Genomic DNA, 22,620 nt, shown 5'->3' with positions numbered 1-22,620 from the left:
CCCGGAAACCGCTACAAGCACATCCCTGTGCGCTTCTCTCCGGCCATCCATGGCCTCCGAAATTTCCGGAAAGCCCCTCCCGCCCATCACCGCTGAACTGCGTGCACGCCAGCTTACGATGATCATGAGTCAGATAGAGCAGGAGAGGTGTCATGGCCCTTAGAAACGAAATCCTCGTTAAAATAGCCGAATGGCTCCAGCCCGATAATTTTCAGGACTATGCTCCCAATGGGCTGCAAGTAGAGGGTAAGGAGAGCGTAGGCGTTATCGTGACGGGAGTGACGGCATCGCAGGCACTGATCGACGCAGCAGTCGAACAGAACGCAGACATGATCCTTGTCCACCACGGCTACTTCTGGAAAGGTGAAGACCAGACTATTCGTGGCATGAAGAAAAACCGGATCAAGCAGTTGCTGGACAACGACATCAACCTCGTCGCCTACCATCTGCCACTGGACGATCATCCAGGGTATGGCAACAACCGGCAACTGGCGGAAGTGCTCGGAATCCAGAATCCGAGGCCGCTGGGGGGGCTGGTCTGGCAGGGTGAGTTGCCGGAGCCCTTGTCAGTTGAAAAGTTTGAGTTAGAGATGGCTCGGGCTCTGCACAGGCAGCCGTTGCACGTTGGTGCAGGGGCAGACAAAATCAAAGCCGTCGCCTGGTGTACGGGCGCCGCTCAGGGCTTTATCAACGTTGCTTTGGAGGCGGGCGTAGACGCCTACATCAGTGGTGAAATCTCGGAGCCGACAACGCATACCGCCCGGGAATGCGGCATTCATTACTTTGCGGCGGGCCATCACGCGACAGAGCGTTATGGAGTGCAGGCGTTAGGGGCGGCGATTGCTGAGGCGTTTGGTGTTACACACCGTTTCATCGATTGTGATAATCCGGTATGAAGATCGTTGCCAGGCTGCGCGTGGCGCAGCCTCTGATTCCGAATCAGGCCGGGCGCTTCTCGCCCTTGTCCAGGCCATAGTCTTCGGCCAGCGTGCCCTTGGCTTCAGGATCGGCCTTGGGTGCATAATCTCTGGGCGGCTCGGAAGGCTCGCCATCACTGCCATGCTCCAGTCTGCCCTTGGATTCCTGGTCCAGCTCTTCCATCCAGTCTTCGTCATTGCACAGACGGTTGGCGCCGCGAGCCATATGCTGGTTCACATCCCGGTAGGCGTCGTTGAACCGGCGCAACAGGTGCGCGGATTCCATAAAGTGCTCGTTCACCTGGGCCTGATAGCGCGTAAACTCGCTGCGCAGCTCTTCAATCTGCTGCTCCGCCCGGCGCTGCCGCAACGTTGCTCCCTGGCCGGAACGGCCAACCAGAATCCCGATGACAATGCCAACTACCAACGCGGCAACTGCCGCCAGAATCAGGTTTGTCATATGAAAATCGTCCTTATATTGCCTGGAAGTGAGCCAATCCCCGTAAACGGAGTATAACGCCCCAAACCGATTGAGCCCATGCTGAAACACTGAGCCAATCGTCGTATTGCCCCGAGAGCCGCCCGGCGTGGCGAAAAAACGCGAAATAGGCGACAATACCGCGCCGATTTTTCACTCGACTCAACTATTCAGGAAGCCTGATGACTGCAGCCACGTCCTCCGATACCGTTGCGAACCTGACCCCTTGGGAGCGTTACCAAAAGGATCTTGAACGCCCGGATTTTCACAAGGACCCCGCCCAGGTAGATGCAGTTCAACGCTTGCAGGCACTGTACGATAAATTGGTGGCTGCTGAAAACGAGCGCAACAAAGGGTTGGCCAAACTGCGCCGCAAACTCAAGAAGGGCCGGGAAGAGCCGGTTAAAGGTCTGTATTTCTGGGGCGGCGTTGGCCGGGGTAAAACCTATCTGATGGACACCTTTTTTGAGTCGCTGCCATTCGAGCGCAAGATGCGGGTGCACTTCCACCGTTTTATGCAGCGCGTTCACAACGAATTGAAAGCTTTGAAAGGGGAGAAAAACCCCCTTGAGATGGTGGCTAAAAAGTTTGCGGACGAGACCCGTGTCATCTGTTTCGACGAGTTCTTTGTTTCCGACATTGGCGATGCCATGATCCTTGCCACGCTGATGGATGGGCTTTTTGGTCGTGGTGTTACCTTGGTGTGTACGTCCAATATCGTCCCCGATGGCCTCTATAAAGATGGCCTCCAGCGCGCGCGGTTCCTGCCAGCCATCGAGCTGGTAAAGAAGTACACCGATGTGGTGAATGTGGATGGCGGCGTGGACTATCGCCTGCGTACCCTGGAGCAGGCAGAGCTTTATCACTGTCCGCTGGATGATGAGGCGGATATCAGCTTGCGGAACAGTTTCGACGCCCTGGCCGTCGAAGCGGCGAAGCACAGTAAAACCATGGAAATCAACGGTCGCAAGATTCCGGCCCAGGCCCACGCAGACGATGTGGTCTGGTTTGACTTCAAAGACGTGTGTGACGGCCCCCGGAGCCAGAACGATTACATCGAAATGGCGCGCCAGTTCCACGCCATTATCGTCAGCAATGTACCGGTGCTTGGTGGCGACAAGGACGACCAGGCGCGCCGTTTTATCAACATGATCGATGAGTTCTACGACCGCAACGTCAAGGTCATTATCTCCGCTGCGGCGCCCATCACCGAGCTCTATTCGGGCGGGCGTCTGAGCTTTGAATTCGAGCGCACGGAATCCCGATTGCTGGAAATGCAATCCCAGGAGTATCTTGAAGCGCCCCACAAACCATAACCAGAATCATAAAGAACCAACAGAGAGGTCACAGCATGAGTCAGGACAACGTTGTCATCGTGAGCGGTGTTCGCACCCCCATGGGTGGTTTTATGGGTAGTCTTGCCCCGGTTTCCGCGCCGGAACTGGGCGCAATTGCCATCGCTGAGGCGGTGAAGCGCGCCGGCCTGCAGCCTGCCGATATTCAGGAAGTCATTATGGGTAATGTGCTGCCGGCTGGCCTGAAACAGGGGCCCGCTCGCCAGGCCATGCGCAAGGCGGGACTGCCAGACAGTACTGGCGCCACCACCATTAACAAACTTTGTGGCTCCGGCATGAAAGCGACCATGTTCGCCCATGACCTGATCAAAGCCGGCTCAAACGACATCATGGTAGCCGGTGGCATGGAGAGTATGTCCAACGCGCCTCACATTTTGCTGGGCGCCCGCCAGGGCTACCGCATGGGGCCTGGGCAGGCGCCCCAGGACCATATGTTCCTGGATGGCCTCGAAGACGCCGAGACTGGCCGTTTGATGGGATCTTTCGCCCAGGAAATGGCGGACAAGAAAGGCTATACCCGGGAAGAAATGGACGACTACGCGATTTCCTCCCTGAATCGTGCCAAGAAAGCGATTGAAGAAGGCCTGCTCAAAGAAGAGATCATCCCCGTTACCGTCAAGACCCGTAAGGGAGAGGTGGTAGTAGAGGATGATGAGCAGCCCCACAACGCCAACATTGAGAAGATTCCGACACTGCGCCCGGCGTTTGCCAAAGACGGTACCGTGACTGCGGCAAACGCGTCTTCCATTTCTGACGGCTCCTCAGCACTGGTGCTGATGCGTGAATCCGAAGCCGAAAAACGTGGCCTCAAGCCCCTGGCGCGGATCGTTGCCCATAGCACTCAGTCCCAGCATCCCAGCGAGTTCACCTGTGCGCCAGTGGGCGCGATCCAGACACTTTTCCAGAAAACCGGCTGGACCAAGGACGATGTTGACCTTTACGAGATCAACGAAGCCTTCGCCATGGTGGCCATGATGCCTATCAAAGAGCTGGGCCTGGATCCGGACAAAGTCAATATTCACGGTGGCGCCTGTGCCCAGGGGCATCCGGTTGGGTCTACCGGTTCCCGTCTTCTGGTTACCCTGATGCATGCCCTCAAGCGCTATGGCAAAAACAAGGGTGTCGCCGCGCTCTGCATCGGCGGTGGTGAAGCCACCGCAATGGCAATCGAAATGCTGTAAGACGACAGGTGGTTGCACTCCTGAATCTTGTCTATAGTGAGGGAGTGCGAGCCCCGGCTGAACAGAGAGTGACAGCAAAATCATACTTTTGACTGATCAAAGCCCCCGAAAGGCTTAGCTATAGTGCAATCATCACGGCACTGTGTTTACAGCCGTCAGGACACCTAACACCAGAACAATCGAGCAGCGACTCAGAACAACAACGGAGTAGCCTTCCAATGACAAGAAAAACTCAACCGTGGCAGCGTTGGACCAAGTTACCACTTGCCGTAGCCATAGCCGCCGGTGTGTCCGGCCAGGCAGCAGCATACTCGTTCTACATGGGTGATGTTGAGGCTCAGTTCAATACCACGCTATCTGCAGGTGCTTCCTGGCGAGTAGAGGACGCCGACAAGCGTCTTCTGGCTCCGCACGATGGTCGGGGTACTGCTTCCACCAACAACTATGACGACGGTAACCGCAACTTCGATAAAGGCGATACCATCTCGAAGATCGTCAAGGGCAACAGTGAGCTGTTCCTGGATTACGCCGTGGACAGCCAATATCTGACCCGCGTAGGTGGTTTTGTTCGTGGCCGTTACTGGTATGACTTCGAACTCAAAGACGAGAATCGCCGTTACGTAGAGCTCAACGAGAAAGCGAAGGATAACGCCTCAGGCGGCGAAATCCTCGATGCCTACGTGTTTTCTGACTGGTACTTCGGCAACATCCCCGTGAGCCTGCGCTATGGTAAGCAGGTGGTGAGCTGGGGTGAAAGTACCTTTATTCAGGGTGGTATCAACACCATCAACCCGGTAGACGTTCAGGCGTTCCGTGCTCCAGGCTCTGAGCTGAAGGATGCGCTGCTGCCGGTTGAGATGTTCTACATGTCTGCCGGTGTGACTGAAAACGTCTCCATTGAAGCCTTCGTTCAGGCCAAATGGGAGCCGGTGCGGCCGGACGATTGCGGAACCTTCTTCTCTACCATTGATTTTGTCGCCGATGGCTGTGGCCCTATCTGGCCAGCGGGTGACGTGAGCGAGGCTCAGAGTCAGATACTTGATGCGGCCGACTCATTGGGCCTTGGCGGCTATGCCATTAATCGCCTTGCTGATGTAGAGGCGGATTCGAAGGATCAGTTCGGTGTTGCTGTTCGTTGGTATGTGCCTGAGCTGAATGATTCAGAACTGGGCTTCTATTACATCAAGTACAACAGTCGCTTGCCGTATGTTAGCGGTGTGCTTAATGATGGCCCTGCCCGTGGTCCGGGGTACTTCCCCGAATACTTTATGGAATACCCGGAGAACATCGATCTCTACGGTATCAGTATCAATACCACCACGCCCGGCGGCTGGTCGCTGGGCGCAGAGTACAGCTTCCGTGAGGATGTGCCCCTTCAGTGGAACGCTTTTGAGCTGATCTATGCTGGTCTGCAACTGCCAACCAACCCTAATGATCCAAATTCGACGCCTGTTAGCCTCTTGCAACAACAGCGGCAAAAAGAACTTGGAGCGGACTTCGATATCAACGGTCTGAGGGCTTCTGGCTATGACCGTTACAATGTCTCCCAATTCCAGTTCACGCTGATCAAGTTCTTCGATCAGGTTATGGGAGCCAGCCGTCTGTCCCTGATCAATGAAGTGGGTATGACCTGGGTACACGATCTGCCGGGCTACGACGAGGCACGTTATGGGCGCTCCGGCACCTTCGGCGTTGGTCCAGTGCCGACCTCTCAGGGTGATGCCTGTTCTCAGCCAGTTATAGGTGGCGCGCCGCTTAACCTGAATACTGACTACTGTGAAAACGACGGCTTCACCACTGATTTCTCCTGGGGTTACCGTACCCGTCTGGTATGGGACTACCCGAACGTGTTTGCAGGTGTAAACCTGTTGCCGCAGCTGGCCTGGAGCCACGACGTAGAAGGTTATTCCCCGCAGCCGGGTGGTGCCTTCAACGAAGGAAGCAAGGCGCTTGGTCTGTCCGTTCAGGCGGTTTATCAGAACAAGATCACAGGCAACATCGGCTACACAAACTTTTTCGGTGGCAAACCGTATAACGAGTTGACCGACCGTGATTTCGTGAGTGCGAGCGTTTCCTACTCATTCTGAACCGGACCGAATTCGTTCAACGAGGTAATTTAGATGAAATTAAACAAGAAACTACTGGCCACAGGTGTACTGGCTGCAAGTCTCTTTACCGGTCAGGCCTGGGGCGCGGTTTCTGCAGAAGAAGCGGCCAAGCTGGGCGATACTCTGACCCCGATGGGTGCAGAGAAGTCTGGTAATGGCGGTGCCATCCCGGCATGGACCGGCGGGTTAACAACTCCGCCGGCGGGCTACAAGGGCGACGGTATCTATGTAAATCCGTTCCCGAATGAGCAGCCCGAGTTTGTCATTGATCAGAGCAATGTTGATCAATATGCCGACAAGCTGTCTCCGGGCCAGGTGGCGATGATTCGCCAGTACGCCGATTACAAGATTCCGGTCTATCCGACCCATCGTACGGCGGCTTACCCGAAAGAAGTGATGGATGAGACCGTTGAGAACGCCACCAAAGTGGAGTTGATTCAGGACGGTAACGGGCTGGGCAATTACGAGAGTGCAACGCCGTTCCCGATTCCCCAGAACGGCCTCGAAGCTATCTGGAACCACATTACCCGGTATCGCGGTGGTTCGGTGCAGCGGAACGTTGGCCAGGTCACTCCTACAGCTGGTGGCGACTACTCAGTGGTCAAGTTCCAGGACGAACTGACATGGCGTACTTACCTGAACGATTATCAGCCAGGTGAAGACGACAACGTTCTGTTCTACTTCAAGCAGGCTATTACTGCGCCAGCGCGTCTGGCGGGTAACGTACTGCTGGTACATGAAACGATTGATCAGGTGAAAGAACCGCGCCGGGCGTGGATCTACAACGCCGGTCAGCGTCGGGTTCGTCGTGCTCCGCAGGTTGCCTACGATGGTCCGGGTACTGCGTCTGATAGCATGCGTACCTCTGACAACTTCGACATGTACAACGGCGCTCCCGATCGCTACAACTGGGAACTGCTGGGCAAGAAGGAAATGTACATTCCGTACAACTCCTACAAGCTGGTGGATCGCGGCCTGAGCTACGATGAAATCATCAAAGCCGGACACATCAATCAGGATCTGACCCGTTACGAGCTGCACCGTGTGTGGCACGTGCGTGCAACCCTGAAGGACGGTGAGCGGCATGTATACGCCCAGCGTGACTTCTACATTGATGAGGACTCCTGGCAGGCAGCGGTTATCGATCACTACGATGGCCGTGGCGAGCTCTGGCGTGTCGCTGAAGCCCACGGAATGCAGTTCTACGATCAGAACGTGCCCTGGTACGCGATCGAAGTACTGTACGATCTGCTCTCCGGTCGTTACCTGGCTCTTGGCCTGACGAACGAAGAGAACCAGCCGTACACCTTCGGTGTCGAGCGTCAGTCGCGGGATTACACGCCGGCGGCTCTGCGTCGCGCTGGAACCCGTTAATAACAGCGTTTCACCGCTGTCAGGAAAAGCGAGCCTTTACGGCTCGCTTTTTTTTGGCCGTTGGTAAGTGTCTCCGCGTTAAAAAATCGCCTCTAACCTCTTTTTTCCCCGTCAATTTTTTGCAGCAAGCACCTGCTTTGGTTTAACCTCTCCCTCAAGACTCATACTAAAGGCGTACCCCATGCAGGACGCCATGCCGTTTTCGGCCTAAGCAAGACTCTTATTTTCCGGTTTGGGCGTTCGTCCGGCCGGTTTCAAACGGGGCAGTGCGTGAAATCCTTTAAAGAAGGCTGTGCAGCCAACGACGAGTTCCAGACCGCGAACTCCAGTCTACAGAGCGGTGAGCTGGTGCGGGATCTTATGGAGCACCGGCTGAGGGTGCCATCTGTACCAGACGATACCCTGGCGAGGCCGAATCTGGATCGAATGATATGCCAGGCCTTGCAAGCCGGTAGACTGCTACAGCTAGAAGCACCCGGAGGTTACGGCAAGACTCACGCCCTGGTCAGTGCGCTGGCCAGTGCACCGGACGTGAATGTTCGCTGGATCTCCCTGAACGCCGGGGACAACGCTCCCTCCCGTTTTCTTTCCATACTTGCGATGGCATTGGGATTGGCAGAGGTACTGCCGCCGAATGGTGGAACCTTTGAAGACCATTTGACGATGCTTCTGGTCAATCGGGATCGGCAGGCCCGCGAGGTCAGAGAAGTACTGGTTCTGGATAATGTCCATCATCTTACCAACCCGGCGGTCAGCGGCTTATTGCACCAGTTGGTTACCCACCTGCCTTCGGGTCTTTCAGTTGCTATGGCTTCTCGGCTTCCGGTGCCCTTTGAGAGTCACACACTGGAATTGAATGGCAACTACACCAGGCTGGGTCCCGATATTCTGGAGTTTTCACGGTCTGAAACCTTTGAGTTTTTTGCGAAAGCGCGCTCCGACAGCCTGATTACGAGCGTCGCGATTGATCATTTATTCGGGCTGACTGAAGGTTGGCCAACGCCACTGGCACTGTATCGGCGGGAGCTGAAACAGGGCGGGGAGCGTCGGGCCCTGCACGAAACCCCTTCGGTAGAGCGTTTCCTGAAAGACTGTATTGCGGCCCAGCTGGGGTCCGCTCAGTTGAAATCAATGAGGGCGATTGCCGAGCTGGACAGCTGTTCGGATGAGTTGTTTTTCGCTATCGAGCCTTCCGTGTCAGAGTCGGGGATGCCACCGTCTGAGGCTGCTGATCGTGGTCTGCCCTTGAAGCCGGTCCCTGGCCGGGGCCGGTGGTATCGCCTGAACCCATTGCTACAGGCCTGGCTGCAAACCCCGGTGATGGGGGGCTACATCACCCGAATGCTTATGGCCAGCCGATGGTTCGAGCAGCGCCAGCAATTCCCGGAAGCATTAAAGTATGCGGTCCTGGCCGGTGATAGCGATGAGGTCGTGCGCATTGCCTCCGAGAGTACCGAGGCGCTGTTACTGGGCCAGGATACTGCCTCTTTGTTGAGCTTGAGAAAAAACCTGCCTGCAGAATTGCTGGAGCGAAGCGCCCGGCTGCGTATTGTTTACGGCTGGGTACATGCCATTGGTGGTCAGTTCCAGCAGGCAAAGCAGCTTCTTGAAGGCTTCAATGACCGGGACCGGAACGAGCATGAGGGCCGCATCTACGCTTTGAAGGCGTTTATATTGCGCGGTGAGGGCTTTGTGCAGCCCGCGTTGGCCATGGCTGACAAGGCGCTGGCGATGGGTAGTATGTCGACCCAGGCGCAGTTGGTGACTCAAATTGTTCGTTCGAGCGCGCTTTGTGCGGCCGGGTCTTTTCAGGAGGCTCGGGATGCCAATCGTGTTGCTTCCAAGCTGGCCCGCGAAGCTGGCGATTCGGGGTCCGAGGCCCTGGCGGTATACGCCCATGCCCGCATTGAACTGGGCAAAGGGGCACTGCGCCACGCGGAGCAACTGTTGCGAACCGGGCTGGATACGGCCATGCAGGAGCTTAGCCGGCCGGCACGAATCGGGGAAACCCGCCTGCAGCTGAATCTGGTTCTGGTGCTCTGGCATCAGGGGCGTCTGACGGAAGCCGATCGACTATTGGTCAACTGTGCCCGTCATGCCGAACAGACCCGTGATCTCGGGTTGCTGCTCGCCATGGCGTTGAGGGTACTGATGTGTCGCGCTCAGGGCCGGATGGATGATGCCTTCGTCTGGGTGGGCCGGGCAGAGCGCACCATGCATACCTGGCAGGTGGATGAGAGCCTGTACGTACCGGTTCTGGAAGCGTTGAAGGCCAGCTGTTGGCTGGCTCAAGGCCAACACGACAGTGCGACGCAGGCGATCGCCAAACTGGAACCTTACCGTAAAGGTGGATGTGTTCCAGAGCTTTTCCCGATGATGCCAGGCCTGCTGGATTGCTTGCAGGTGCGGGCTGATATGGCCAATGGCGACCTGGTGAGAGCCCGGGAACATCTGGATGCTGTCTCAGAGAAATACGAGGGCGGCATGCCCTGGGGGCTGCAGCTGCATGCGGGTTTGCTGGATGCTGTTCTGCTGGAAGCCGAGAAAGGCCTTCCTGCCGCCCGGAAGAGGCTGGAGAGCGTCGTTGCCCAGGCGAGCCGGGAGCATTTTATAAGCCCCTTTGCAGAGCTTATGAAAGAGCTTGGCCCGTTGATGGACAAATGTTATCGCCATCTTGATAACGGGGACTTCACCGCAGCGCTTGGGCGGCTGTTTGGTTGTGAGCCCGTGGCACCGGCGGCAGACCCCCTGGCCGAGCCTATCAGTGATCGAGAGCAGGGCGTTCTGGAATTGATCGCCCAGGGGCTATCAAACCAGGAAATCGCCGACAAATTGCACATTTCGCTGCATACCGTGAAAACCCACGCCAGAAGGATAAACGCCAAGCTGGATGTTAAATCACGGACACAGGCAATTGTCCGGGCCCGGGAGCTGGGGCTGCTGTAATACCGCAGCCCCGCAGGGATTATTCGTTAGCTGTTTTCGGCCAACAGTGTTTCAATTCGCTGGTCTTTCTCCGCCCAGATCTCACTTACCCATCGCTGGAAGTCGACCCTGACCTCCCGGTTGTTTTCGTAATCCATTCCAAGAAAACGCTCCGGCACTTCGCGGGTGCGAATATCGATCACGATCTTGTGCACCCGTCCGCACAGGTAGTCCCAGATGCCGGGTCGACCACCGGGATACACGATAGTGACATCCAGCATGGTATGAATCATCTCGCCCATGGCGCCAAACACAAAGGCCGTACCGCCCGCTCTGGGTTTCAGCAGATGCTTGTAGGGTGAATTCTGGCGCTGATGTTTTTCCGGGGTGAAACGGGTGCCTTCCATAAAATTGAAAATGGTCACTGGTGTGTACCGGAATTTTTCACAGGCGGCCTTTGTCGCTTCAATGTCCTTGCCTTTCAGTTCCGGGCGTTTGGCGATCTGTTCCTTGGTATGTCTGTGCATAAACGGGAAATCCAGAGCCCACCAGGCCACCCCTAATAAAGGCACCCAGATCAGCTGCTTTTTCAGGAAGAACTTCAGCAGCGGGATTTTGCTGTTCAGTACATACTGAATAGCGGGAATGTCAGCCCAGCTCTGATGGTTGCAGGTGACAAAATACCAGTGCTCCTTGCTGAGTTCTTCCGCACCACGGACCTCCCATTCCACCCGGTGGAGTAGGTTCATCAGGGTGTTGTTGAAGCCGATCCAGTACCAGGCAATGGCATTCAGCACGATAGTGCACGCCTTACGAAACGGAAGGACTGGAACAATGAGTTTGGCCAGTGCTACCAGCAACAGTAGCGGAAGGAACAACAGGGTGTTGGTCAGTATCAACAGCACCGCAAGGATGCCTTTTAGCGGCGCGGGCAAGAAATCAAGCATCGGAGAATCTCGAATCTGTCAGGTTCAGGGATTAGCCTTCAAACGGGCTTACTTGGCCACCGGTTCCACCGGGCAGGAGGGTTGTGTCCGGTATGGCGGATGCCAGCCGTTCAAACTGCGCAGGGGTTCGGTCACCCAGCAGGGTTCTGAACTCCTTGTCGTAGAACCCCAGGTTGTTGTAACGGATCATGGCGCGAATCTCTTTTATGTACTCTTCACCGCGTTCGGAATAGCCCAGCAGGCCCTCTGCAAGCTCCCACCCAGACAGGGGTTTCCGGGCTTTGCGATCAGCGAGCCGAATGTCGCGAACTGTTTGGTAAGTGGGATGACGGTTCAGGTTCTGAATGTAGGAGCGCACAGAGTAATAAGGCGACGGGAACTTTGCCACTTCGTGGTTGGCGCCCTCGATGCGGCTTAGCGGGACCAACCCACAGCCCCGGGAGAAGCACCATTGGCCAAAGAGATTGTTGCCTTCGGTCGCGAACCGGGAGGTGCCCCAGGCGGACTCGTTTGCAGCCTGAGCCAGGATCAGTGAAGGGGGGATGACATCCAGGCGTTTCCTCAGCAGGGCAAACTGCTGGTCACTTCCGGCCTCCGCCTCAATACGCAGTCGATCTCCCTGGCTCGTCAACCATGCGAGCTCATCTTTGGTCAGTGCCGCCTTTTCTTCAAGCGAAGCCAGATATTCACGCTCAAGCAGAATACGGGAATTGGCGAGAACAATTCTGGGGTAGAGGTAAGAGAAGAACGCGACTTTCTTTTCGGTGGTATCCTGGTAAATCGAGAAGTCCGGGAGGCCCTCATTCGCCCATTTTGGAAGTGGAGGCAGGGAAGACAGGGTAACCTCGCCTTCCCCTTCTCCCGGCAGGGTATTCTGACTGGCGGTTGGCGTGTAGATGGCACCCGCAACAGCAAACGCAAACAACGGTACGAACAGCATCAGCGCCCGGTTAACTGCAGTCATAAACCCCTCGTTACAATCGATATGGCTGGAATTATAACAGGTTATACGGGGCTGTCCGCCGTTCAGGTTTTAGGGCTCAGGGGATTCCTCAATAAGCGTTGCGAGTAATAAACCGGTTTTCATTTCGGGGCCGGTGCTGTCACTGATCACCAAAAAGATCTGGTTGCCGGCCCCGGTATAGAAGCCGTGCATCTCGTATTCTCCGGCGCCGGTAATCGAAATACCCCCTTCCGATGTTGTTGTGAAGCTGCCATTAAACTGCATTGGCAGTTCTTCAGGGGCCTCCACCTCGTTGTCTTCGATAAGGTGGTTAACCATCATGGTTACGCCTTCGAAGCTGGCAGAACTATTCGCCAGGGTCAACCGCGCGTTATTCACGTGGTAGAGCCGGTTTTCCTCCTGGGTCACGCCAACGATCGCGCCCTGTAACCGATAGGCGCCTTCTGTCAGTGCGCCGTTTGTGAGTGTTTTTCCTGCCACCAGGAGGCCACTACCCAGCGTGCCATCGTTGAGGTTGAATGCCATCAATTCCTGGTTCGGGGTCGCCGCACCCAGGCCCATATCGGGATTGCCGAAGTTGGGGTCGTTGAAGTTGGTTCGTTCATCGATCTCGTTGCGGAACAACCCCAGCCGCCCCATGTAAATATCGCCCGAGCTCAGGCGGGAACGCCGGTTAATCAGATTCCAGGTGTCGTTGCTGGTATCGGGTGTGGCTACGCCACCGGAGGCGTCGCGGCCCAGGGTGAACTGGTCCACATTGGCGGTGCCGTTCAGAGTCTGATCGTTCGCTGAGCCGAATGCCCATTGACCATGCCCGGTTTCGAATGTTGCAGGCGCCCCATCGGCGAAGCGGGTGGCGAGGTAAGCCACGTTATAGGCCTGTCCGGCCATATCGGAGACCTTGAATTCCTCCGCACGTTGGAGGTGTAGCTCGAATACGCTCAGGTAGTGGTTTTCGAGAGTGTTCCGGCGTTTGAGCTTGCCGTTATCATCTTCGAGCGCGATCGCTTTGCCGCCGGTGAAATAGTTCGTCAGTACCCGGTCTGGCCCGCTCTGGTCACTCACCGGTTCGGAAGTAAAGGCATCCAGATAGTACGGGTTTCTGGTCCAGCCATTGATCAGGCTGCTGTTTCGTTTGGTGATGGTTTGGTACAGGGCTCTTCCCGCCAGCAAGCGAGCCGGTGTTTCGGTGGTCAGTGTGGCAGCGCCCGGGGCGCTGGAATGGCTGTTTCGTTCCCAGGTTTCGGTCCCGCGCTCGAAAAAGAGCTGCTCTGGAATGCCGGAATTATTCCGCTCGAAAAAACCGTGAATCTGCGTTTGGCGATCGTAAGGTATGTCCGTGGCCAGAGACGTGATATTCAGGTTGAAGGCATCGAACGACGTGAGCGTCAGTGCGGGATACAAAAAGGCGCGGTTGTCCTCGGTCAGCCGTTCTACCTGAGCCATGCGTACGCCCCACTGGCCGGCTCCCGCTACATTGGATTCGCGAAAGGTCTGGCCCAACTCCAGGCCCAGAAACACGGAATTGTAATCCGCTGCACTGGCGGAAATGCGGTCTGAGAATGCCTGCCCGAGCAGCGCGTAGTCCGCCATATCTGCTACATAGCTGGCAAAATCAGCCCTGTCAGCCAGGGTAGAGGTCGCTTGGGTAACGTTAGCGTTCTCCGGAATATCAATCTCAAAATCGTGTACCTGGTCGGCCAGAGTTCCCCATACATACTTGTTCAGGCAGGAGGCGTTATCCACACAGGCCAACACGGTCTGAAAGTCATTGGTGGAATAGCGGCTCCAGAGGACCTCAGAAACCAGATAATGGGAAAAGGGGTTCACCTTTACATCCCGGTCGGCATCTGCTGCCAGGGCTGTCATGGTGGCCGTGCCGTAACGTGCTTCAATGATCACATCCGGACCAACGGGAACGCCATTGTCAAAGGTCAGAATAAAGTGGCCGTCCGTCCCCTTTTCAGTGGAGTAGCGCACATCATCAAATTTTTGTGCGCTGGTGTTGGTGCGGTACACACGGACCTGGTCGGGAATCACAATGCGAAGGTTACGCCGTGTTTGCTCACCCTCAGGTGCCAGATTAACGGGTAGTTCCATGGTAACCCGTACCTGGTTTGGCTCCAGGCCCCGGGCGTTGCTGGAATCCCCGGTACTGCCGGAACTGAAATCATCCAGCGCGTTCTGAGTGTTGCCAAACCGGTTGGGAATGTCTTTGGCGCCGTCAATCGCGCTATCTCCGCCCCCACAGGCGGAAAGCAACAGGGAAGTAGCCAGGATGGAAGGGATTGTCAGTCTCATGAAAGCGCAGTCCGGTTTGCAAGTGTCCGGACAGACTAGCAGCAATCGGTAGGGCAGGGCGTGAATAGCTGCACGAATCAGTCACCCGGCAAGGCGCCGGGTAACCGAGGCGAAGCGGTCAGAAGAAGATCTTGATCCCGGCCAGCACGCCTTCATCCAGATTCACATCTGGAGAACCGGCAAAATCCAGTTCTGTATTCAGGTAACGGTATCCGGCAAACACTTCCGCATTGCGGATAACCCGGTAGCTGCCACGCAGTTCCACGCTGGTCATGTCGTCGGAATCGCCAAACGACAGAATGCTTGGAGCATAGTGCAGGCTGCCGCCAAACGACAGACCGGGCACTGTTGGAATGTTCACCGTGGCGAAACCACCAAGGCCGATGGCACCGCCATCAACATCGTCGTCATCCCAGCCGACGCCACGCATGCCGATGCCGGCAGTCGTTGGCAGGTTACCGAGAGCGGTACGGCCCTGGGCATGAAAATCGGCGTTGATAATGTGGCGACTACCTTCATGGTAGGTGTATCCGGCACCCAGTTGCAGCTCGTCCTGGCTGCCGAAGAAGTTAACCTGACCTTTGACCGAATCGTTGGTCAGACTCAGATCCAGGTCACTGGCCAGAACCGGAGCGGCGGCAAGAGAAAGTGCCAGTGCTGAGACGCGGGTAATCTTCATGTGTACACCTTTTTTGCTGTCGTTATGAGAGCGTGGCCGGCGCAACTGCCGGTATATGCGATAGTTTCAACGTCAACGGATGTTAAACATCTGCCGGGTGGTTAACAACTTAAAAGCCCGTAAGTGGTTGGTAACCAAAACGTCAATGGCGGGTAACCTCGCCGCCCTGGTCGAGATCATCAGGAGACGCATTTTCGGCGGGCACCCGATACTCCTCATTGGCCCAGGCACCCAGATCGATCAGTTTGCAGCGCTCAGAGCAGAAGGGGCGCCAGGGGTTGGCCTCGCTCCACTCCACGGATTTCTTACAGGTGGGACACTCTACATTCATGGCATGATTCCGGGCAGGTGACTTGCGGCTTCATCAGGATGTTGCAGAAGCCTGACAATATTGTTCCAGCACTGCCCGTAGCATTTCAAGGTTGACAGGTTTAGCCACAAAGGAATCCATGCCTGCTTCGCGGCAACGTTCCTCATCTTCTTCCATGGCGCTGGCTGTCAGTGCCACAACCGGTACCCGGCTGCGACCATGGTTGGTTTCCCAGGCCCGGAGCTGGCGTGTTGCTTCGTAGCCGTCCATCCGGGGCATAACGCAGTCCATGAAAACCACATCAAACTGATGCCATTGCCACAGCGAGGATGCGGCCTGCCCGTCGTTTGCCGTCATGACTTCGCAGCCCAGTTTTTCCAGCAATCGACGGGTAAGGGTGCGGTTTACGGGATTGTCTTCCACCAGCAGCACCCGCATCCGACCGCAAGGGATTTCCCGCTGGCGACTTCCGGCATCCGCCATGGTCTTCAGAGAAAAGCGGGTAAGAAACCGGCGTTCCTGTTGTGTGTCATGGGTAAACAGCTGGTTCAGGATCGGAATCAGGTAGGATTCCCGGAGAGACTTGCTCAAGAAGGCATCAGCACCGGCCTGGCGAAAATGCTCGGCGTCCCCTCGCTGGGGGTTGGAGGACAGGATCAGAAGCCTCATTTCGGCCCATTGCGGGTTGCTCCGTACCTGGCGGCACAGTAAATCCGCATCCATGTCGGGCACGAAGCCGTCCAGAATTGTAGCGTCGTAGGGTATGCCTGCATCAAAGGCTTGTCGCAGGGCGGTCAGTGCTTCCCCGGCTGACCGCACGGCATCAATGTGAACATCGTACCGGGATAGCATCTCCAGAGTAATCTTGCGTGACAGCTCGTAGGAATCAACGACCAGTACCCGCCGGCCCTGCACCTGCCGAGAATCCGGCCGCACCTTGGCAGAGCCATCGGTCGCCTCCTGGAGTGACAGTTCCACCCAAAAAGTCGAGCCCTCACCCGGGCGACTCTCCAGATCCATCGAGCCGCCCATCAGATCGACCAGTTGACGGCAGATGGTGAGCCCGAGCCCCGCACCAGGTAACTGACGCTGGAAGCGTTGACCAAGTTGAACATAGGGCTCGTATACCAGAGGTATATCCTCCGGATTTATACCAACCCCGGTGTCCTCAACCGCCAACCGAAGGCGCACTTTGCCTTCTTTTCTGCCCAGAACCTCAATGCTGATCAGCACATGGCCGGAATCTGTGAATTTAATGGCATTGGATAACAGGTTCAGCAACACCTGGCGAATGCGTACCGGGTCTCCCGTCAGCGCCCAGGGCAGGTTTTCATCCACCCGTACTTCCAGGGCCAGACCTTTTTCCCGGGCCCGGGAGCCAAGCATGTGAATCAGATCGTTCAGGGTTTCGCGCAGGTCAAAAGGAATAGCCTCAAGCTCCAGCTTGCCGGCTTCCATGCTGGAGATATCCAGCAGGTCATTGATGATGGAAGACAGGCTTTCCGAGGCATTGAGGAGGGTATTCACATACTCCCGTTGCTCCTGGTCCAGAGGCGTGTCGGTCAGCAAATTGGCGTAACCGAGGACAGACTGAAGCGGAATACGCAGCTCGTGGCTGACATTGGCCAGAAACTGATTCTTGGCGTGATTGGCCCGGATAGCTTCGTCCCGTTCACCCTGGGTCTGGATGGTGGTCTGCCTTAAGGAACGGGTGTCCTCAAGAATCTGCAACCGCATCTTGTTCAATGCCTGCTCCAGTTCTGAAAGCTCATCGGGCCGGGAAGGGTTGCGCCGGCGCAGTTTCAGAGGCTCAACAAGTGCATCCAGATTCAGCTTGGCCGCATAGTCCGCCATGGTCTCCAGGTGGCGGGACAGTGCTACCCGTACAATCAACAGCAATCCCAATGTGCCCAGCATCACCACAATGGACTGGAACAGGAGATTCAGCAGGGCGCGATCGAGGATATCCTGGTATACCTGTTCAATAGACGAAACAATGGTCAGTTCCCCCACGCGTTGCGGACGGTCAAAACTGGAACGGTTGAATTCGAGGGGGAATGTCTGGGTGATTACCCGGCCTTCAGGGTAGGAGCCGGTACTGAATTCTTCGCCGGTGGTCGTGATTACCCGCGCATAGCCAATAAAAGGCATGGAACGCATGTCGTCCAGGCTATTGGCTACTTCGCTGAAATTCATCACCCACAGGTTGGTGCTCATGCCGCCGGCGATAAGTTCAGCGGCGCGCTCCTGACTGCTCTGCAATTCCGATTTCTGGCGTTCGAATTCGCCAATCATCTGAACACCCGTTGCCACCAGTGACAATATCAGGCTGTACAGCAGCACCCACCCAAGCAACCGCAGTGCCAGTGGGCGCAAACCCAAACGCTTGAAGAACTGGTTTGAAGGCAAGGCACAAGTTCCCTGTGTCGACTACAAAATCACCAAGGTGCATCTTAACAGACGGATATCACTTCCACACGCATGATTGAATCTTCGTTCACAAATCGAAACCGAACGTTCTTGTCGAACAGGTTGGCTCCGTAGATTCGTTGTTCGTCCCGTCCTCGGCGGAACGACGGGCGCGGGTCGTAACTGACGACGTCCTCAATCAGGGCGCGGAAATCCGGATAGTCGGCCTCCGGAAGCTGGCTTAGCTGGTCAGAGGCTTCCGGTGCAAAGGTCACCTCCAATCTGTCGGTCGGCGCGCTGTCTGCCCAGCCCAGTGATGCCTCCGGGACAGAATCCGAGAATGGCAGGTAGGGCTTGATGTCGAGAATCGGTGTGCCTTCAATCAGGTCGTGATTACTGATCTTCAGGACCAGTTCGCCATTCTTGCGAGCGAGCCCTTCGTTTCTGACGACGGAAAGGCCGAGACTGTTCGGGCGAAAAGGCGATCGGCTGGCAAACACACCGATTTTCTTGTTACCCCCAAGCCTCGGGGGCCGAACCACCGGGCGCCATTCGGCGCGAACGGCCTCATGAAACTGGAAGGTAAGCCAGATATGGCTGGCTGACTCGAGGCCCCGGAAAGCGTCTTCACGATCAAATGGGCTCTGGATAACCAGTTCCGCGTGGGCATGACGGGTAAGGCGGGGTTGCCGGGGAACGCCGAACTTGTCCTGAAAACAGGAGCGCGTGATGGCAATCGGTGTGAGCGTCAGAGCTTCCTCGGCGGGCCGGCTTTTATGCTGTGGTCTGCTCATTTCTGATGTCATTCCCGGTCAATGGTGCCTGCAAAGTACATTTCGATTCGGAATACGATAGAGGCCTGATCGTCAAACCCCTCATCCCGCTGATACTCCAGAGCTGGTATCAACTCGGCAAAAAGCCAGTTGCTGTACATCCGGTAGCGCCAGGTTACGTCTGCGAAATAGCTTGTGGTTCGCCAGGTTGGCTGGCTTTCGCCAAGAATGCCAACTCGAGGGGTAATTACCGAACGAGTGTTCAGTCGTTTCTGCACGCTATGAACGTGGGCCGCTACAAACTTGCGGTCACTATGAACCCATTCCAGTTCGGACGAGTTGTAGTAGTGCCAGCCTTTCCCCAATGAGCGATCAAGGCCAATCCAGCTGCGCGTCCCCCAGCCTTCTGTGTGATAGTAGTACAGGCGCTGCTGAGTATTCAGTGACCAGTCCCTGTCAATCTTCCAGCCTTTTCGAGCTTTCATACGCCAGAACAGTTCGGGTGGTAGTCGCAGCCGGCCACCAATGTCGGTGGAGAGATTGATGGAGTCTCCAACATCCGTCAGAAACCTCAGGGCGCCGGTTGTCTCTGTGTCGGTTCGCTCCGGTTCCGTCAGTTGCCTGTCCCGCTCACGTTCCGCCAGCGGGATCAGTTCTTCGCTTTCACTTTCCACCACCAGCCTCAGCTTCTCCTCAGCGGTGGGAACATCGAGACGAAAGCGAAGCTCCGGCTCAAACTGGGCCGGATCGCTGTATTCGGATTCTGCTGCAAACCCCAGTCGCAGGTAGCTTTCGTTATTTGGCAGCGCCTGAGAAGAGCCGGACAGTGTTCGATCCGCCCATGCACCCAGGGACTGCACTGTTGGGCCGTGCTGACGTTCCTGCCGAATAACCCAGTCGCTGACTCCCAGCCACCAGGAATCCCTGGGCTCTGCCCAGAACTCATCGGGTTTGAAGGTATAGAACGAAATCGGCAGGCGCTCCGGCGCCAGAAGGGCGGGCACCGAGATATCACGCATGGTGATAACCGGTTCTGCCGCTTTCGTGAAGGAACAAGCGAGGAGGCCGGTGGCAAGTGCAGTAAGAATAAGTGCGGGGCGGATCAGACTATGCTCCTTGGCTGAAATCCGCCAGAAAACGTTGATGCAGAGCGCGTACTGAAGTTTCCACACGCTCCAGCGGCTGGGCATTGTCGATAATCGCATCGGATTTTTCGCGGCGCGCGGCTCTGGACATTTGGGCAGCGAGTATCCGCTCCACCTGTTCGCGGCTATTCCCGTCTCTCGTCATGGTGCGATTAATCTGAGTTTCTTCCGGTACATCCACCACAACAATCCGCTCCACCAGTTCGTGCTGGTTGGTCTCCAGAAGCAGGGGAGAGACCAGCATCACGTAGGGCAGATTGTAATCCTCGGGTGATAACTGGCGGATCAGTTCCTGGCGGATAATGGGGTGCAACAATCCCTCCAGCCAGCGTCGTTGTTCCGGGTCCTCAAACACTTTTTGGCGCAGGGCAGCACGATCCAGTTCGCCGTTATCCTGAAGAATACTTTCGCCGAAGTGATCAGCGATGGCTCTGAGGGCTTGTGTGCCTGGTTCTACGACCTGTCGGGCGACATCGTCAGCGTCCACCCAATGCACGCCAAGAGCGCCAAACATGCGTGCAACGGTGGATTTTCCGGAGCCAATACCTCCGGTGAGGCCGATAACCGAATAGCGGGACATTCAGACTCCTAGGTACCCGAACCATATGGCCTGGATTTCAGTCCCAAACCACAACGAGAGTAAGCCTGCAGCGGCCAGGTAAGGGCCGAAAGGAATCGGCACTTCACGCCCGTGTTTGCGGAATACCATCAGACTGATGCCCACTATCGCGCCCACCAGAGAGGAGAGCAGAATCACCGCAGGCAGCAGTTGCCAGCCCAGCCAGGCCCCCAGCGCCGCTAACAGCTTGAAGTCACCGTGCCCCATGCCTTCCTTGCCGGTGGCCAGTTTGAACAACCAGTACACGCTCCAGAGCGAGAGGTAACCTGCCACAGCGCCCCAGAAAGCGCTGCCAAAATCCGTCAGCACACCAAAGTAGTTAAGCACCAGGCCAAGCCACATCAGGGGCAGGGTGATGCCGTCTGGCAGGAGTTGTGTGTCGAAATCGATCATGGTCAGCGCCACCAGAGCCCAGACCATCAGCAGTGCCCAGAGCGCGGTCTCAGATGGCCCCAGCAGATAAACCGTTACGACGGAAAACACCGCAGTCAGTGCTTCAATGATGGGGTAACGCGGCGAAATACGTGTTTTGCACGAAGAGCATTTGCCACCAAGCATTAGCCAGCTGATGACCGGAATGTTTTCCCAGGCGCGAATTTTGTGGCCGCAGGACGGGCAGGTGGAGGCCGGCTTTGAAAGAGTTATCCGCTCATCTGACTTGCGGTCGTCCTCCGGCACTTCCAGAAACTCCTCGCACTGGCAGCGCCATTCCTGCTTCATCATTTTGGGCAGGCGAAGGATGACAACGTTCAGAAAACTACCGACGCAGAGAGAGACGAAAATGACGACCAGATAGAGAAGCCAGGGGGTGGACAGGATGGTTTCTAGGGGGAGCATTCAAGGACTCGATTAGATCGTTGTTTTGGCCCCTCTCCCCGGCGGAGAGGGGCAAATAAAAACGTGTGATGAGTGAATCGTTAGACGACCTGCCCCATCTGGAAGATTGGCAGGTACATGCCGATAATCAGCCCGCCAACCAGTACACCGAGTACGGCCATAATCATGGGCTCCATCAGGGCTGTGAGGTTATCAACCATATCGTCGACGACACCTTCATAATGTTCCGCGACTTTTGACAGCATATCGTCCAGATTGCCCGACTCTTCGCCGATGGCGGTCAATTGAACTGCCATCACAGGGAAGACTCCCTGTTGCCGCATAGAAGCTTGCAGTTGCGTACCGCTGGAGACATCATTTTTAATGTTCATCACAGCGTCCCTATACACGGCATTGCCCGTCGCGCCAGCAACCGAGTCCAGTGCGTCAACGAGAGGAACGCCCGCCGCGAACGTGGTAGAGAGTACACGGCCGAATTTGGCTACTGCGGATTTATCGAGGATTTCTCCGACAATGGGCAACTTCAATACATATTTATCAACGAAATCCGAAAACTTCTGCGATCGCCGTTTTGATTCCTTGAACAGGAAGATGGTACCGACAATGCCGAGTAAAACCACAAACCACCAGGACTGCATCCATTCCGAGATCCTGATAATAAATTGGGTAAATACTGGCAGATCGGCCCCAAAACCTTGGAACAAGCTTTCAAACTGGGGAACCACCTTAACCAGCAAGATGGCCGTAACCACAATCGCAACAACGACAACCGCGATGGGGTATGTCATGGCCTTTTTAACTTTTTTCTTGAGAATTTCAGTTTTCTCAAGGTAAGTCGCAATACGATCAAGCATCTGCTCCAGTGCGCCGGCCTTCTCACCGGAATCCACGAGGTTACAATACAGATCGTCAAAATACTTCGGGTGTTTGCGCAGAGATGAGGCGAACCCGGTACCGGAAGAGATATCGTTCCGGATGGTCATCACCAGTTCCTGCAAGCCTTTGTTTTCGAGGCCATCGGCCACGATATCGAAACTCTGAACTAGGGGGACACCGGCTTTCATCATGGTTGCCAGCTGACGCGTCAGCATTGCGATGTCGAAAGGCGTGATCTTCTTGCTGCCGCCAAACAGTGGCTTTGGCTTTTTCTTAACCTTATCCGGAATGATGCCCTGTTTGCGCAACTGGGCTTTTACCAAGGCGATATTGGAGCCCGCAAGCTCCCCTTTGGCTTTATTACCTTTGCGGTCTTTGCCTTCCCAAACGTATGCTTCGAGCTTCTGCGCTTTTTCTGCCAT

General features: G+C 56.0%; 18 protein-coding genes. 6 read left to right on the top strand and 12 right to left on the bottom strand.

Annotation, left to right across the window (positions count from 1 at the left end; all coding sequences use genetic code 11):
* The first annotated feature begins 152 nt into the window (after positions 1-152).
* Positions 153-896 carry a Nif3-like dinuclear metal center hexameric protein gene (locus tag ARC85_RS07730; protein ID WP_286714687.1) on the top strand — a complete coding sequence of 248 codons (744 nt, stop codon included), beginning with the start codon at positions 153-155 and terminating at the stop codon, positions 894-896.
* A 43-nt stretch (positions 897-939) separates the two neighbouring features.
* On the opposite strand, the gene ARC85_RS07725 is transcribed toward ARC85_RS07730, so the two are convergent.
* Complete coding sequence (locus ARC85_RS07725; protein ID WP_023011323.1) at positions 940-1,377, bottom strand: Z-ring associated ZapG family protein; 438 nt, start codon at positions 1,375-1,377, stop codon at positions 940-942.
* 236 nt (positions 1,378-1,613) lie between these two features.
* Here ARC85_RS07725 and zapE point away from each other — a divergent pair, with 236 nt between their 5' ends.
* From zapE to ARC85_RS07700, 5 genes are all read left to right on the top strand, one after another.
* A complete protein-coding gene (gene zapE / locus ARC85_RS07720) occupies positions 1,614-2,711 on the top strand; it encodes a cell division protein ZapE (RefSeq protein WP_031210185.1) in 1,098 nt (365 codons plus the stop codon).
* A gap of 35 nt (positions 2,712-2,746) precedes the next feature.
* A complete protein-coding gene (locus ARC85_RS07715) occupies positions 2,747-3,931 on the top strand; it encodes a thiolase family protein (RefSeq protein ID WP_286714686.1) in 1,185 nt (394 codons plus the stop codon).
* 218 nt (positions 3,932-4,149) lie between these two features.
* Positions 4,150-6,018, top strand: a complete 1,869-nt coding sequence (locus ARC85_RS07710; RefSeq protein ID WP_286714685.1) for a DUF1302 domain-containing protein — start codon at positions 4,150-4,152, stop codon at positions 6,016-6,018.
* A 33-nt stretch (positions 6,019-6,051) separates the two neighbouring features.
* On the top strand, positions 6,052-7,413 hold the full coding sequence (locus tag ARC85_RS07705) for a DUF1329 domain-containing protein (RefSeq protein WP_153741136.1): 1,362 nt from the start codon (positions 6,052-6,054) through the stop codon (positions 7,411-7,413).
* Between the two features lie 270 nt (positions 7,414-7,683).
* Entirely contained in the window at positions 7,684-10,359 is a 2,676-nt protein-coding gene (locus ARC85_RS07700) for a LuxR C-terminal-related transcriptional regulator (protein ID WP_286714684.1), read from the top strand.
* Between the two features lie 26 nt (positions 10,360-10,385).
* Here the strand turns inward: ARC85_RS07700 and yihG are convergent, their stop codons facing one another.
* The 11 genes from yihG to ARC85_RS07645 form a co-directional block, all read right to left on the bottom strand.
* On the bottom strand, positions 10,386-11,285 hold the full coding sequence (gene yihG / locus ARC85_RS07695; RefSeq protein ID WP_153741134.1) for a 1-acylglycerol-3-phosphate O-acyltransferase, YihG family: 900 nt from the start codon (positions 11,283-11,285) through the stop codon (positions 10,386-10,388).
* A 31-nt stretch (positions 11,286-11,316) separates the two neighbouring features.
* On the bottom strand, positions 11,317-12,249 hold the full coding sequence (locus ARC85_RS07690) for a glucosaminidase domain-containing protein (protein ID WP_153741133.1): 933 nt from the start codon (positions 12,247-12,249) through the stop codon (positions 11,317-11,319).
* A 69-nt stretch (positions 12,250-12,318) separates the two neighbouring features.
* On the bottom strand, positions 12,319-14,550 hold the full coding sequence (locus ARC85_RS07685) for a hypothetical protein (RefSeq protein WP_286714683.1): 2,232 nt from the start codon (positions 14,548-14,550) through the stop codon (positions 12,319-12,321).
* A 118-nt stretch (positions 14,551-14,668) separates the two neighbouring features.
* Positions 14,669-15,229, bottom strand: a complete 561-nt coding sequence (locus ARC85_RS07680; RefSeq protein ID WP_286714682.1) for a YfaZ family outer membrane protein — start codon at positions 15,227-15,229, stop codon at positions 14,669-14,671.
* A 142-nt stretch (positions 15,230-15,371) separates the two neighbouring features.
* On the bottom strand, positions 15,372-15,560 hold the full coding sequence (gene yacG / locus ARC85_RS07675; protein ID WP_014422088.1) for a DNA gyrase inhibitor YacG: 189 nt from the start codon (positions 15,558-15,560) through the stop codon (positions 15,372-15,374).
* Between the two features lie 33 nt (positions 15,561-15,593).
* Entirely contained in the window at positions 15,594-17,948 is a 2,355-nt protein-coding gene (locus tag ARC85_RS07670) for a hybrid sensor histidine kinase/response regulator (RefSeq protein ID WP_121207110.1), read from the bottom strand.
* 44 nt (positions 17,949-17,992) lie between these two features.
* Positions 17,993-18,742 carry a tRNA (N6-threonylcarbamoyladenosine(37)-N6)-methyltransferase TrmO gene (gene tsaA, locus ARC85_RS07665; protein WP_286714681.1) on the bottom strand — a complete coding sequence of 250 codons (750 nt, stop codon included), beginning with the start codon at positions 18,740-18,742 and terminating at the stop codon, positions 17,993-17,995.
* Positions 18,743-18,750: 8 nt separating this feature from the next.
* Positions 18,751-19,740, bottom strand: coding sequence for a hypothetical protein (locus ARC85_RS07660; RefSeq protein WP_181861263.1), 990 nt, complete (start codon positions 19,738-19,740; stop codon positions 18,751-18,753).
* 88 nt (positions 19,741-19,828) lie between these two features.
* Positions 19,829-20,446: a dephospho-CoA kinase gene (gene coaE, locus ARC85_RS07655; RefSeq protein WP_286714680.1), complete on the bottom strand. Its 618-nt coding sequence runs from the start codon at positions 20,444-20,446 to the stop codon at positions 19,829-19,831.
* Positions 20,447-21,322, bottom strand: a complete 876-nt coding sequence (locus tag ARC85_RS07650; protein WP_286714679.1) for a prepilin peptidase — start codon at positions 21,320-21,322, stop codon at positions 20,447-20,449.
* A gap of 80 nt (positions 21,323-21,402) precedes the next feature.
* Entirely contained in the window at positions 21,403-22,620 is a 1,218-nt protein-coding gene (locus ARC85_RS07645) for a type II secretion system F family protein (RefSeq protein ID WP_286714678.1), read from the bottom strand.

The sequence above is a fragment of the Marinobacter sp. tcs-11 genome (genome assembly GCF_002049515.1).
GTDB classification, from domain to species: Bacteria; Pseudomonadota; Gammaproteobacteria; order Pseudomonadales; family Oleiphilaceae; genus Marinobacter; species Marinobacter nauticus.
This window is presented reverse-complemented; position numbering and strand designations above follow the sequence as displayed.

What these genes read in the sequence shown, in the direction of transcription:
- ARC85_RS07730 (WP_286714687.1), top strand. Translation starts at nt 153, where the DNA reads ATGGCCCTTAGAAACGAAATCCTCGTTAAAATAGCCGAATGGCTCCAG.
- ARC85_RS07725 (WP_023011323.1), bottom strand. Translation starts at nt 1,377, where the DNA reads ATGACAAACCTGATTCTGGCGGCAGTTGCCGCGTTGGTAGTTGGCATT.
- ARC85_RS07715 (WP_286714686.1), top strand. Translation starts at nt 2,747, where the DNA reads ATGAGTCAGGACAACGTTGTCATCGTGAGCGGTGTTCGCACCCCCATG.
- ARC85_RS07710 (WP_286714685.1), top strand. Translation starts at nt 4,150, where the DNA reads ATGACAAGAAAAACTCAACCGTGGCAGCGTTGGACCAAGTTACCACTT.
- ARC85_RS07705 (WP_153741136.1), top strand. Translation starts at nt 6,052, where the DNA reads ATGAAATTAAACAAGAAACTACTGGCCACAGGTGTACTGGCTGCAAGT.
- yihG (WP_153741134.1), bottom strand. Translation starts at nt 11,285, where the DNA reads ATGCTTGATTTCTTGCCCGCGCCGCTAAAAGGCATCCTTGCGGTGCTG.
- ARC85_RS07690 (WP_153741133.1), bottom strand. Translation starts at nt 12,249, where the DNA reads ATGACTGCAGTTAACCGGGCGCTGATGCTGTTCGTACCGTTGTTTGCG.
- ARC85_RS07685 (WP_286714683.1), bottom strand. Translation starts at nt 14,550, where the DNA reads ATGAGACTGACAATCCCTTCCATCCTGGCTACTTCCCTGTTGCTTTCC.
- ARC85_RS07680 (WP_286714682.1), bottom strand. Translation starts at nt 15,229, where the DNA reads ATGAAGATTACCCGCGTCTCAGCACTGGCACTTTCTCTTGCCGCCGCT.
- yacG (WP_014422088.1), bottom strand. Translation starts at nt 15,560, where the DNA reads ATGAATGTAGAGTGTCCCACCTGTAAGAAATCCGTGGAGTGGAGCGAG.
- tsaA (WP_286714681.1), bottom strand. Translation starts at nt 18,742, where the DNA reads ATGAGCAGACCACAGCATAAAAGCCGGCCCGCCGAGGAAGCTCTGACG.
- ARC85_RS07660 (WP_181861263.1), bottom strand. Translation starts at nt 19,740, where the DNA reads ATGCGTGATATCTCGGTGCCCGCCCTTCTGGCGCCGGAGCGCCTGCCG.
- coaE (WP_286714680.1), bottom strand. Translation starts at nt 20,446, where the DNA reads ATGTCCCGCTATTCGGTTATCGGCCTCACCGGAGGTATTGGCTCCGGA.
- ARC85_RS07650 (WP_286714679.1), bottom strand. Translation starts at nt 21,322, where the DNA reads ATGCTCCCCCTAGAAACCATCCTGTCCACCCCCTGGCTTCTCTATCTG.
- ARC85_RS07645 (WP_286714678.1), bottom strand. Translation starts at nt 22,620, where the DNA reads ATGGCAGAAAAAGCGCAGAAGCTCGAAGCATACGTTTGGGAAGGCAAA.